This window comes from Streptococcus sp. 4155, from assembly GCF_013276695.1.
Lineage (GTDB): Bacteria > Bacillota > Bacilli > Lactobacillales > Streptococcaceae > Streptococcus > Streptococcus pseudopneumoniae.
This window is the reverse complement of the sequence record NZ_VMLM01000015.1, coordinates 25,761-37,333: the sequence shown is the minus strand read 5'-3', so window position 1 is coordinate 37,333 and position 11,573 is coordinate 25,761. Positions and strand designations below refer to the sequence as shown.

Annotated in this window: 12 protein-coding genes, 1 pseudogene and 1 other annotated feature; of the genes and pseudogenes, 2 read left to right on the top strand and 11 right to left on the bottom strand. The window is 40.6% G+C overall.

From position 1 onward, the window contains the following. Positions 1–142: 142 nt before the first annotated feature. Positions 143–1,144, bottom strand: coding sequence for a LacI family DNA-binding transcriptional regulator (locus tag HT715_RS02065; protein WP_050207426.1), 1,002 nt, complete (start codon positions 1,142–1,144; stop codon positions 143–145). 182 nt (positions 1,145–1,326) lie between these two features. Then, positions 1,327–1,782 (bottom strand): GNAT family N-acetyltransferase, encoded by a 456-nt coding sequence (locus HT715_RS02060; RefSeq protein WP_050975800.1) that lies wholly within the window; start codon positions 1,780–1,782, stop codon positions 1,327–1,329. Between the two features lie 69 nt (positions 1,783–1,851). Here HT715_RS02060 and HT715_RS02055 point away from each other — a divergent pair, with 69 nt between their 5' ends. Beyond that, entirely contained in the window at positions 1,852–2,511 is a 660-nt protein-coding gene (locus tag HT715_RS02055; RefSeq protein ID WP_101514768.1) for an A24 family peptidase, read from the top strand. Positions 2,512–2,562: 51 nt separating this feature from the next. On the opposite strand, the gene HT715_RS02050 is transcribed toward HT715_RS02055, so the two are convergent. Continuing rightward, positions 2,563–3,714: an XRE family transcriptional regulator gene (locus HT715_RS02050; RefSeq protein WP_023932622.1), complete on the bottom strand. Its 1,152-nt coding sequence runs from the start codon at positions 3,712–3,714 to the stop codon at positions 2,563–2,565. 14 nt (positions 3,715–3,728) lie between these two features. After that, positions 3,729–4,460 carry a hypothetical protein gene (locus tag HT715_RS02045; protein ID WP_023940758.1) on the bottom strand — a complete coding sequence of 244 codons (732 nt, stop codon included), beginning with the start codon at positions 4,458–4,460 and terminating at the stop codon, positions 3,729–3,731. A 123-nt stretch (positions 4,461–4,583) separates the two neighbouring features. On the opposite strand from HT715_RS02045, the pseudogene HT715_RS02040 reads away from it, so the two are divergent. After that, positions 4,584–4,682 (top strand): annotated as a pseudogene (locus tag HT715_RS02040) (prepilin peptidase); the annotation flags it as partial. On the opposite strand, the gene trpA reads toward HT715_RS02040, so the two are convergent. From trpA to trpE, 7 genes are read right to left on the bottom strand one after another with little or no spacing between them, the layout of a single operon-like run. Then, positions 4,654–5,430, bottom strand: a complete 777-nt coding sequence (gene trpA, locus HT715_RS02035) for a tryptophan synthase subunit alpha (RefSeq protein WP_138707440.1) — start codon at positions 5,428–5,430, stop codon at positions 4,654–4,656. The pseudogene HT715_RS02040 and the gene trpA overlap by 29 nt on opposite strands. Further along, positions 5,423–6,646 (bottom strand): tryptophan synthase subunit beta, encoded by a 1,224-nt coding sequence (gene trpB / locus HT715_RS02030; RefSeq protein WP_172922809.1) that lies wholly within the window; start codon positions 6,644–6,646, stop codon positions 5,423–5,425. The genes trpA and trpB overlap by 8 nt, the downstream gene beginning before the upstream one ends. Continuing rightward, positions 6,624–7,223, bottom strand: coding sequence for a phosphoribosylanthranilate isomerase (locus HT715_RS02025; protein ID WP_000169908.1), 600 nt, complete (start codon positions 7,221–7,223; stop codon positions 6,624–6,626). Before HT715_RS02025 ends, trpB begins: the two co-directional genes overlap by 23 nt. Then, the gene (trpC, locus tag HT715_RS02020) at positions 7,210–7,977 is read right to left on the bottom strand and encodes an indole-3-glycerol phosphate synthase TrpC (RefSeq protein WP_000076540.1); all 768 of its coding nucleotides are present in this window, start codon (positions 7,975–7,977) and stop codon (positions 7,210–7,212) included. Before trpC ends, HT715_RS02025 begins: the two co-directional genes overlap by 14 nt. Beyond that, positions 7,974–8,978 (bottom strand): anthranilate phosphoribosyltransferase, encoded by a 1,005-nt coding sequence (gene trpD / locus HT715_RS02015; protein ID WP_050207425.1) that lies wholly within the window; start codon positions 8,976–8,978, stop codon positions 7,974–7,976. The genes trpC and trpD overlap by 4 nt, the downstream gene beginning before the upstream one ends. A gap of 10 nt (positions 8,979–8,988) precedes the next feature. Continuing rightward, the gene (locus HT715_RS02010) at positions 8,989–9,555 is read right to left on the bottom strand and encodes an aminodeoxychorismate/anthranilate synthase component II (RefSeq protein WP_000601923.1); all 567 of its coding nucleotides are present in this window, start codon (positions 9,553–9,555) and stop codon (positions 8,989–8,991) included. Next, positions 9,552–10,913, bottom strand: a complete 1,362-nt coding sequence (trpE, locus tag HT715_RS02005) for an anthranilate synthase component I (protein WP_172922808.1) — start codon at positions 10,911–10,913, stop codon at positions 9,552–9,554. Before trpE ends, HT715_RS02010 begins: the two co-directional genes overlap by 4 nt. Before the next feature lie 301 nt (positions 10,914–11,214). After that, positions 11,215–11,440: a binding site (T-box leader), on the bottom strand. Positions 11,441–11,573 lie beyond the last annotated feature (133 nt).

Below are 11,573 nucleotides of genomic sequence, written 5' to 3'. Positions count from 1 at the left end.
TTTTTGAAACGTTTCATTTTTGCTTGGAAAAGATAGCGCTTGGCGCTGTCTATTTATTTTGTTTTTGAAACGTTTCATTTTTGTTTTAAAAAAATAAATCTTTTTTTATCTGAATTCATTCTAACATTGTTAGCGTTTTCTGTCAAGACTTATTTTCATTTTTTGTTGTTTTTCCTTCAACAAATTTCACTGGTAGGATTGTCTGCAAATTAACAGTCTTTCCATCAATAATATCAAACAAAATCCGAACCGCTTCTTTTGCCATTTCTTCCAATGGTTGTTCAATAGTTGAAAGTAGATAATCTCTATCTCCAGCCATTTTAATTCCATCGTATCCAATAATTTGGACATCATGAGGAATACGTTTACCATTTTTTTCTAGTATATCAATAACATCTAAAGCTGCAAAGTCGTTAATTGTAAAAATTCCATCTATAGAATGATTGTCTTCCAAGAAACTCTCTAGCTTTCCATGATAGTCAGTAACTGTCTCATCCAAATCAAAAATACTAAGAGGTATTTTATGCTCTTGGACATACTTTTCAAAGGAAATTCTACGACGTTTGGTTTCATTAATGGTTGTATTATGTCCGCCCACAAAGGCTAAATGCTGACATCCTTTACTAATTAATTGTTTAGCTGCTTCTCTTCCACCTGCATCATTATCTGATGAAACACAAGGAATGGCAATATCTGAGTATGTACGGTCAATACTGACAAATGGAATTCCTGACGACAGGTAATGTTCAATTGGACTATAGGTAATAGCAACCACTCCATCAACTTTATTATGACGCAACATCTCCAGATAGTCTTGCTCTCGATTTGTACCATTTATAGAACATAAGAGTAATTTATTATTCCTCTTATAGACTTCATTTTCCACATGCATAGCAAATTCTGAAAAGAAGGGATGCCAGATACTTGGTACAATGATTGCAATCGTTTCTGTTCGATTTTTTTTCATTCCTCTAGCGTAGTAATCTGGAATGTAATTCAAAGTTTTAATCGCTTGCTCCACTTTTTTCAAGGTTACTTCTTTAATGCCTTTTTCTTTATTAATCACACGTGAAACTGTTCCAACACTAACTCCTGCTTCTAAAGCAACATCTTTCATGGTAATTGATTTTCTTTGTTCTACCATCTTATCACCTCCTTTCAATATATAGTATCATGCAAACGCTTTTTAAGCAACTATTTCTCAATCATTTTTCTCCAGATCATTTTTACCATCATGGATAAAATCACTCCAATCGACTTTTGATACCCCCTTCAATATTCATGTATAGACATCTACATAAAACAGGAAAAGCCTTTGTTTGCTTCCTATCTCCCCTTTTTCATGATGTATTTTCGTACGGGTGCTTCAACCATTTGAACGATTTCAAATCCTTCTTTTTGGTAAAGATTGTAAGCTGTTTGATTTGCTTCGAAGACATTTAGAGAAATACTATCTATGTCTCCATTTTCAAAGGCCAAACTAACAAATTTCCTGAAAGCCTGGCTACCTAAGCCTTGTCCCTGTTTCTGGGGGTTGATAAAAAATCTTCCAATATGAAGATTACTGTCTTCTAGTCTGATTTTCTGGATTAGCCCGACAAACTCTTGTCCATCAAAGATTGAAAAGATTCCTTCCAAATCTTGCAAGACTTGAATTGTCAAGGGAAAAGAAATCATTGGTCCCATCCATTGTTCTTGAAAGGATTTGCCAAGGGAGTTGGACCATTGGCATACGAGCTGAGCGTTTTCTGGGCTCACCTTTTCTTCAAAACGAATTGTCATCTTTTCCTCCCCATCTTATCTATGTTTCTCCATTATACTACTTCTCCCATTTTTTACGAATAGATAAGTATGATTGATTTTTATTTTTTTCTTGTCGGGAGCATTCTCGCTTCCTTTCTTGGTTTGGTCATTGACCGTTTTCCAGAGCAATCCATTATCCAACCTGCTAGTCACTGCGATTCCTGTCATACTCCCTTGCGTCCCTTAGATTTGATTCCAATCCTGTCGCAGGTTTTCAATCACTTTCGCTGTCGCTACTGCAAGACTCCTTATCCTGTCTGGTATGCCCTTTTGGAACTAGGCTTAGGTGTCATCTTTCTGGCTTGGTCTTGGGAATTGCTTTCCTTGGAGCAAGTCGTCCTAATCACCGCTGGTTTGACCTTGGGCATCTACGACTTTCGCCATCAGGAATATCCCTTACTGGTCTGGATTGTCTTTCATCTGCTTCTAATGTCCTGCTCTGGCTGGAATCTAGTCATGGTCTTCTTCCTTGTCCTTGGAATTTTAGCTCATTTTATCGATATCCGCATGGGCGCAGGGGATTTTCTCTTTTTGGCTTCTTGCGCTCTCGTCTTTAGTGCGACAGAATTACTCATCTTGATTCAGTTTGCTTCTGCGGCGGGGATTCTAGCCTTTCTCCTGCAAAAGAAAAAGGAAAGACTTCCTTTTGTGCCTTTCCTCTTGCTTGCTGCTTGTGTGATTATTTTTGGTAAGCTACTGCTTGTTTGATAAAGTCCAATTTCTGCCATATGTCCTTCATGAAATTATTTCACAGTTGAATTATAAATTATTTCTTTTGTACAAAGGAATGATGTTATCAAATCGATCTGTTCTTTTATCTTCTTGATACTGATCAAAAAATTTCATTTCGACTGAAAATATTTCGCTTATAAACTGTAAACGAATACTTTGTTTAGACATTATAGTCGCTAGACTGACTAGATGATTACTCAAAACGACGTCCAGGATACTCTTTACTTTGCTTGGTTTTTTTACAAAAATTTGATCATCCAAAGGTTCAATCATTTTGTAACCTTTTTGCGCAATTTGACGATAAAAGTAAGAATGTTGCTTTGGAGTCAATAATCCTAACTTAAAAGCTCGATACTCTAAAGCCTGTATCGAAACATTCAAATCCGACTTCAATAAAATATAACTATCAGGATTGCTGACACGCTTGCCAACCTTCTCTTCAAATTTGACTAAAAACTCTTCTTTTGGCAATAAAAAACATGATGCAAAATAATTTGCTTCTTGCTCCAAACGATCGCCATCTTCATTCATATCTTTACATTTGTGTAAAAGAATATGTCCTAGCTCATGAGCTAAGTCAAAATTTCGACGTACAGATGATTTATTCGTCCCCAACACAATATAAGGTCTTCCCAATTTTGACCATGCGCTATAAGCATCAGCTTGACCATTAATTAATCGTTCCACGATATAGATGCCTGAACGTTCTAATTTATAAAGCAAATCATGATTATCTTTTGAAATACCTAATTTTTCCCTGGCATAAAGAGCCAATTCCTCAATAGATTCTTCCTTATGATAAGATTCACTCACTACATTACTTAGGTCATGAATTGTAATATTAGGTATAATTACAAAACTTTCAAAATAATCAATCAAACTATCTACCTTATGTAAATACATAGTTTGAATATCTATTGTTTTCCGTGTTGCTAGATCTGCATTTCTAAAGGCAATTACAGAAGAATCAAATCGAATGCTCTCTTCTTCCTGTTCAAAATAAGTTAAATCAACATGAAATTGGTTGGCCAAATGCATTTTGGTTGATAATTTAGGTTTCGTTTCGTTGGACTCAAACTGCCAAATGGCTTGTTCCGTTAAATTAATTCTCTGAGCCAATTCTGCTCTACTTAAACCATTTAACAGCCGTAATTCTTTCAATACCCGACCATTAAACATTTACATACTCCTTACTACTTTTGACCTTCTTGTTTTTCTATTCTTGGAATAATTTCAAAATCTTCTGTTTCCGATAATTCTGAAAAATTAGGAATATTTTGATATTTAGCTTCTTCGAAATGGTACGAACTTGATTGAATATACTCAGACAAATCCTGAATCAAGTGTAACTGACCAGTTCGTGCATCAGGCATAACAACATCTACAGATATAATATTGTTTTCTGAGTCCGCCTCATAAGTTAAAATCATAAATTTTTCGATATTCGAATTTTTGGTAGCTTGTTCAATTTCTTGAATCATTTCATCAGAAACTAACTCCATCTGAATTGGAAAAGAATGACTATCTTCATCATTTTTGTAGGAAGAATGTTGATTAAGATAAAGTGTATTCATCCGAGCATATTCAAATAAGTAGCCACTCTTATTTTTTTGTACCAAAGGAAATTGGCTCGTAAGTCGCTTCTTACCCTTTATAATTAACAATACTTTCCCATATTTTTCTGTATTTGTTTCAAATTCTAAATATCCCCAAGTCTGTCCTGCTAATTGTAATTTATACTCAAACAAATCTGCTGATGCAAATGCATTATCAATATGATTAGGTCGCGTCCATGCATAACCATTCGACACTTTCATTGTCTCTCTTTTTTCTAGACGTTCATCTACATAATCTTTTTGCCCTTTCATCAAAGTATCTACAATTTTTTGTGCCTCAAGCGAATCAAAGAGATCCTGATTCAACATAATTCTTCCTCCTCCGAATACTTTTTAATGAATTATATCATTTTCTTAAAGAAATTACTACAATAATTAGCTTTTTCTTAAAGTTATATATTAGAGTAATTTAGCAAATGATATCTAAAACCAGCTTTTCTCCTGCAAAAGAAAAAGGAAAGACTTCCTTTCGTGCCTTTCCTCTTACTCGCTGCTTGTGTGATTATTTTTGGTAAGCTACTGCTTGTTTGATAAAGTCCTGAATCGGCTCTCCTTGGTGGAGAGCTTTTACGATTTTTGAACCGACGATAACGCCATCTGACACTGCATTGAAGCGTTCTACATCGGCTTGACTAGATACGCCAAAACCTGTCAAGACTGGGATGTCGGCCACTTGATGAAGTTGCGCCAAGTGCTTGTCCAAATCTGCACGGTAATTGCCTGATTTCCCTGTCACCCCATTGATGGCAACGGCATAGACGAATCCCTCCGCGCCTTCAATCAACTCTTTCTGGCGCTCAATTCCTGTGGTCAAGCTTACTAAAGGAATCAAGGCGATATCTGTATCTGCCAAAAATGGTTCTACAAAGTTGGCATGTTCATGAGGCAAGTCTGGGATAATCAAGCCCTTCACAGCTGTATCAGCCAGATCTTTGACAAAGTTCTCCACACCGTACTGAAAGAGGGGGTTGAAGTAGGTCATGATGACCAGTGGAATCTCTGTTTCAATGGTTTTCAAGGTTTCAACTAAAGCCTGGGTAGAGGTCCCGTGGGCTAAACTGCGCAAGCCAGCTTCTTCGATAACAGGTCCATCTGCAACAGGGTCTGAAAAGGGAATACCCACTTCAATAGCAGAGACACCCAAATCTTCTAAAAAGTGAATTGTTTCAGCAAGACCGTCCAAACCTTTCTCGTGGTCACCAGCCATGATATAGGGAACAAAAATTCCTTTTCCAGTTGCTTTTATAGCATTCAATTTTTCTGTTAGTGTCTTAGGCATGAGCTTCTCCCTTCTTTGCTGCATCTGCTTCCAAGCGGTCCTTGACTTGAACCACATCCTTGTCCCCACGACCTGATAGGCAGACAATCATAGACTTTTCTGGTCCAAGTTCTTTGGCCAATTTCACCGCAAAGGCGATAGCATGGCTAGATTCCAAGGCTGGGATAATCCCTTCCACACGAGACAAGAGTTGAAATCCTTCCAAAGCTTCTTCGTCTGTCACAGGGACATAGCTGGCACGTTTGATATCGTGGTAGTGAGAATGCTCTGGACCGATACCAGGATAGTCCAAACCTGCTGAGATAGAGAAGGCTTCAAGAATTTGACCATGGGCATCTTGGAGCACATCCATGAGAGAACCGTGAAGAACACCCGGACGACCCTTGGTCAAGGTAGCAGCGTGGTGCTCTGTATCCACACCAAACCCTGCTGCTTCAGTTCCATACATAGCTACTGACTCATCTTCTACAAAGGGATGGAAGAGCCCGATAGCATTCGACCCACCACCAACACAGGCTACTAGGGCATCTGGCAGATCTCGACCTGTCAAGTCACGGTACTGTTGTTTAGCCTCTCGACCGATGACACTTTGGAAGTCACGAACGATTTCTGGAAATGGATGAGGCCCCAAGGCAGAACCAAGGATATAGTGGGTATCGTCGATATTAGCCACCCATGAACGAAGGGCTGCATTGACCGCATCCTTGAGCACGCGCGAACCATCTGTCACGGCCTCGACCTTAGCTCCCAAAAGCTCCATACGGAAGACATTGAGGGCTTGGCGTTTGACATCTTCCTCACCCATGTAGATGGTACATTCCATGTTAAAGAGGGCTGCAGCAGTTGCAGTTGCCACACCGTGCTGACCAGCACCCGTTTCTGCGATAATTTTCTTTTTACCCATGCGTTTGGCAAGCCAAACTTGTCCTAAGGCATTGTTAATCTTGTGGGCTCCTGTATGGTTAAGGTCTTCCCGTTTGAGATAAATCTTGGCTCCGCCAATATGCTGGGTCAAGTTTTTTGCGTAATAAAGAGGAGTTTCACGTCCTACGTACTGGCGCAAAAGCTGGTTTAATTCCTCTTGGAAACTTGGGTCTGCCTGACTTTCACGGTAGGCCTTCTCCAACTCCAAAACTGCTGTCATCAATATTTCTGGGACAAAACGTCCGCCGAATTTTCCGTAAAATCCATCTTTATTTGGTTCCTGATATGCCATGCTTTACCCTCTCTATAAATCTTCTAATCTTTTCATGATCTTTTTGTCCATCTGTCTCCACTCCGCTTGATACATCTACTGCATAGGGAGTAAAGTGTTGAATTGCTTTTACTACATTGTCTTCATTAAGCCCACCTGCGATAAAGAAAGACTGAGTTAATCCAGTCGTATCCAGTTGAGCCCAGTCAAAGGTCTGGCCACTTCCTGCCACAGGGGCATCAAAGAGTAGATAATCTGCCTGAGAATTGGGGACATGCCCATTTCCATCTACCTGCACAGCCTGAATACTGGCACAAGGCAAATTCTCAAATAAATCATCTGCCACCTGACCGTGAACTTGAACCAAGTCCAAGCCAACTTTGTCAATCGCTTCTAGCAGTTCTGCCCGACTTGGTGAAACAAATACACCAACCTTTTTCACATCCGCAGGAATAAGCTTTGCCAGCACAGCTGCCTCTTCTAAAGTCACCTGTCTTTTACTAGGTGCAAAGACAAAACCGATATAATCGGCTCCTGCTGAAACGGCTGTTTCCACCGCTTCTTTGGTCGATAGTCCACAAATTTTAACCTTTGTCAATCTGCAACTCCTTGGTTCTCTGGGCTACATCTTCTGCCTGCATGAGAGCTGTCCCTACTAAAATTCCGTTAAAGTATGGCGCTAGTCGTTCCGCATCCTGCCCTGTGAAAATAGCAGATTCAGAAATGTAATAACGTCCTTCCTTAAAGTGTTGGGACAAGTCTACACTGGTCTGCAAGTCGACTTCAAAGGTAGTCAAATTGCGATTATTGACCCCGATAATCTGGGCACCAAGTCTGTGAGCCACTTCTAGTTCAGCTAGATTGTGGGTTTCCACTAAGACTTCCAGACCAAGTTCCGTCGCGTAGTCATAAAGTTCCTTAAGACGTTCTTCTGACAAGGCTGCCACAATGAGCAAGATGACTGTCGCACCTGCATTGCGAGCGCGGATGATTTGCTTTTCATCGATGATAAAGTCCTTGTTGAGCGTCGGAATGTTTACCTGACTGGAAATCTCCCTTAGATAATCCAAATGACCTTTAAAGAAAACCTCATCTGTCAAAACAGAAATCATCACTGCACCATTTGCTTCATAAGTCTGGGCCTGTTGCACAATATCCACATCGAGATTGATATCTCCCAAACTAGGGCTAGCTTTCTTGACCTCAGCGATTACCTGCAAGCGGTCCTGATGATTCTTCAAAAATTCTGCCAAGCGATAGGTCTGGCGCAGAGGCTGGATTTGCTCCAGCTTCATCTGCTCCACCTCACGCGCCTTCTGCTCTAAGATTCGTGCTAAAAATTCCTGACTCATTTTTGGTACTCCTGTAACAGTCTGAGTTTTTCAAGGGCCTTGCCTCTAGCAATCACTTGACGGGCCAAGGCAACTCCTTCCTTGATGCTATCAATCTTACCATTAGCATAGAAACCAAGACCAGCATTCAAGACTGTCGTTTCCAAGAATGGACTTGCTTCGTTTTTCAGAACGCTGAGCAAAATTTCTGCATTTTCCTGAGCATTCCCACCACGAATATCTTCCATAGCATAGCCTTCCATTCCCAAATCCTCTGGAGTAAAGCTTGACAAGCTGATTTCGCCATTTTCAAGAAGTGCAATCTTGGTTGTTCCGTTCAAGCCAGCTTCATCCAACCCTTCTGGTCCAGCAACCACGATGGCACGTTTGCGACCCATATTTTTCAAAACCTGAGCTGTACTTTCTAGGAGTTCTGGACGACTAATTCCAAGAAGCTGTGTTTCTAAAGCCATTGGATGAATCAGTGGACCAGTCAAATTCATAATCGTTGGAATTCCCAATTCCAAACGAGCTGGCATGATGTATTTCATAGCTGGGTGCATATTTTTAGCGAAGAGAAAGACGATTCCAGTTTTATCAAAGACCTTACCTAGTTCAGCTGGTTTGAGGTCAAGATTGATTCCCAAGGCTTCGAGGACATCTGCGGAGCCAGATTTAGAAGAAATCGAGCGGTTACCATGCTTGGCCATGTGAATACCGCCACCAGCCAAGACAAAGGCTGCAGTTGTGGAAATATTAAAACTGAAAGACTTGTCCCCACCTGTACCACAGTTGTCCATGGCATCATGAATCTCAGTTGGAATATGCTGGGCATGTCCTCTCATGACTTGGGCAATGGCTGTGCGTTCTTCAGGTGTTTCCCCCTTCATCTTAAGAGCTAAGAGGAGAGAAGCAATCTGCGCTTCAGTTACACGCCCAGTTACGATACGCTCAATGACATCCATCATTTCCACACCTGATAAATTTTCAAATTTTGCTAGTTTTTCAATAATCTCTTTCATCCTAGTTTCCTCACTTTACAACCTTCTCGATAAAATTCCGAATAGAAGACAAGCCGTCTGGCGTTCCAATGCTCTCTGGATGGTACTGGAAGCCATAAATCGGTAGGTTTTTATGTTGAATCCCCATGATGGCTTGGTCATCAGTCGAACGAGCTGTCACTTCAAAGTCTTCTGGCATTTCCTCAATCAAAATACTGTGATAACGCATGACCGCACGGCCATCCTCAATACCTTGATACAAAACAGATGGCGCTTCAAAGCTGATATGGCTCTGTTTCCCATGCATGACTTTTGGAGCCAAACCTAACTTACCACCAAAGACTTCTGCAATGGCTTGGTGGCCCAAACAAATCCCAAGAATCGGCTTCTTGCCAGCAAAATCACGAATCATGTCTTCCATCTTTCCAGCATCAACTGGCCAACCAGGACCAGGAGAAAAGACCAGACCATCTGCTTTTTCAGCTTCTTCATACAGCTTGGAATCATCATTTCTCAAAACCTGAACTTCTGCAAAATTCCCAATGTATTGGGCCAAGTTATAGGTAAAAGAATCATAGTTGTCAATCAATAAAATCATGGTCTTAGTTCTCCAATTCTAGTCATAGATTTAGCCTTGTTAATGGTTTCTTGGTATTCGTTTTGGGCAATGGAGTCGTAGACAATCCCTGCCCCAGCCTGAACATAGGCTGTTTGATTTTTGAGAATCATCGTTCGGATGGCAATGGCCAAATCCATATCACCCGTCGCAGACAAGTAGCCGATTGCTCCTGCATATACGCCCCGTTTTTCCGTTTCCAGTTCATAGATGCGTCTCATAGCTCGAATTTTTGGTGCTCCAGAAACTGTTCCAGCAGGAAGTGTTGCTTTCAAAGCATCCATAGCAGTGAGTTCTGGAAGCAAACGCCCCTTGACCACACTGGTCAAATGCATGACATAACGGAAAAGCTCCACTTCCATATACTTGGTGACTTGGACACTATCCGTCTCAGAGATGCGGCCAATATCATTTCGTCCCAGGTCTACTAACATTCGATGCTCTGCTGTTTCCTTCTCATCCGAAAGCAGGTCTGTCGCCAAAGCCTTGTCTTCTTCATCCGTAGCTCCTCTTGGTCGTGTCCCTGCAATCGGATTGGTTGTTACGATGCCATTTTTGACAGAAACCAAACTTTCTGGACTGGCACCGATGATTTGATAATCCCCAAAATCATAGAAATAAAGATAATTAGATGGATTGGTCACGCGGAGATTTCTGTAGAAGTCAAATGGATTTCCAGTCACCTCTGCTGAGAAGCGTTGACTAAGTACACATTGGAACATATCGCCATTACGAATCAAGTCACGAGCTATTTCCACCATTTCCTCAAACTTCTGAGGAGCAATATGGGGGTTGAAGTCTAACGGAGATAGATCCAAGTCTTCAAATTCATTTGGAGCAGGAATGCGTAATTCCTCAAGCACTTGGTTCAAGGCTTCTTCCAAGTTTTCTTGACTGCGCTCACTATAGAGAGCATCCTCTATGACATGGATTTTTTCCTTCTTGTGGTCAAAGACCATGTAACTCTCATAAACAAAGAAATGCATGTCTGGCGTCCCAATTGTATCTTGAGGGATTTGACCAATTTCTTCATAAAGCGAAATCATATCGTAACCAACAAAACCAATAGCTCCACCACCAAAAGGGAGCTCTGAATGGTGCTGGCTCTTATGAGTCACTTCATAAAGGAAATCCAAGGGATCCTGATCAATCACTTGACCATTTTGGTAAAGAACTCCATTTTCAAACTTAATCTCAAAAACAGGATTATAGGCTAAGATAGAAAAACGAGCTGTTTCCTTGTCTCTCGGAATACTCTCTAAGATAACCTTGTGTTGTCCCTTTAAGCGCATATAAGCTAAGATTGGTGATAAGACATCTCCATGAATGATTCGTTCCATTGTAATTTCCCTTTCAGTTCCTTATTTTTAATTTTTTATCTTTTTTCTATTTCCCTTAAATAGTGCGGACGGGAGCAACTTTCTCCGAAATTTCATCCCTAATTTTTGAGCCATGTGTCTCAAAAATTCCGTCCTAGAGAAGCATCTTTGCTTCTCTAAGATACCACTATGGCGGGAAACAGCTTTTAGAAACTCACTTCGTTCGTAAATATTCTATAACGACCTATTTATTAAAAATATTTAAAAAATTAATCGCAATATCTGCGGTAAATATATAAAAATCCCCACGCAAAACAACTTGCGTGAGGACGAAATTCGCGGTGCCACCTCAATTATAGGATTTCTCCTATCTCTCATTCCTGTCTTAGAAAGATTCTGTAACAGGCTGTGCGATAAAGGGCACTCCCTTGAGAATGATGTTTTCTTCTCTCGTTTCAGATGGACCCAACCTTACAGTTTTCTCTGCTTGTTTTCAGCAACCACAAGCTCTCTGTGAGAGAAAGGACTGTAATTTTTCCATCTTTTATTTTTTAGCTTCTAGGTAGTCTGCAATCGCAGCTACGTCCTTGTCTCCACGACCAGAGACATTGATGAAGAGATGTTCATCTCGGTACACCTTTATACTCTTCAAACCGCGTCAACTTCACCTTGCCGTAGGTA